Here is an 836-nt window from a genome sequence, read left to right on the forward strand (position 1 = left end):
ATGAAGGAAACCGAGAAGATCGAGATCATGCATTTCGACCAGGAGGGCTATCTCGAGGACGGTAAGGCGCTCTACGAGACCGGCAAGAAGATGACCGCGCTCGCCGACAAGGTCGCCGACGAGGGCTACGACGCCGTGTTCCTGATGGGCGTCGGCGGCACCTGGGACGAGCTCATGCAGCTCGAGTACCTCATGAACAAGTTCGGCGACCGCGACCTCGAGGTCTACCTGATCCACGCCGCCGAGTGGAACGTCATGGGCCACAAGCGCATGACCGAGAAGTCCGTCGTGCTCACCGCCTCCGAGTCCGGCACCACCCCCGAGGTCCTCGAGGCCGTCAAGAAGATGAAGGACATGGGCGTGCGCGTCTACGCCATGACCAAGCCCGAGGGCCCCATCGGCCAGGCTGTCGGCGCCGAGAACTGCGTCGCCATGGCTTCTGACCATGGTTCGGGCGGCTGCGAGAAGGGCTACTACCTCGCCGACTGCTTCGGCCTGCGCCTGCTCAACCGCCGTGGCTGCTTCCCCAAGTTTGATCTGTTTATCGAGCAGACCAAGGACATCTGGAAGGACATGCTCGACATCCGCAAGCGCTTCGAGCCGCGCGCCGAGGAGCTCGCCAAGAAGTACGCCCTGGCCCCCTACACCATGTTCATCGGCTCCGGCGCCCTGTGGGGCGAGACGATCCTGTTCTCGATGTGCATCCTGGAGGAGATGCAGTGGAAGCGCACCCGCTACATCACCTCGGCCGACTTCTTCCACGGCACCCTCGAGCTCGTGGAGCCCGGCGTCCCCGTGTTCCTGTTCATGGGCGAGGACGAGAACCGCAAGCTCGA

Annotated in this window: 1 protein-coding gene; it reads left to right on the forward strand. The window is 63.5% G+C overall.

Going from position 1 to position 836, the window contains the following annotated elements:
* A partial coding sequence (locus tag GPK42_RS01995; protein WP_215693182.1) for an SIS domain-containing protein occupies nucleotides 1-836 on the forward strand: 836 nt, incomplete at both ends.

This window comes from Collinsella aerofaciens, assembly GCF_018785265.1.
Classification (GTDB): Bacteria; Actinomycetota; Coriobacteriia; order Coriobacteriales; family Coriobacteriaceae; genus Collinsella; species Collinsella aerofaciens_AI.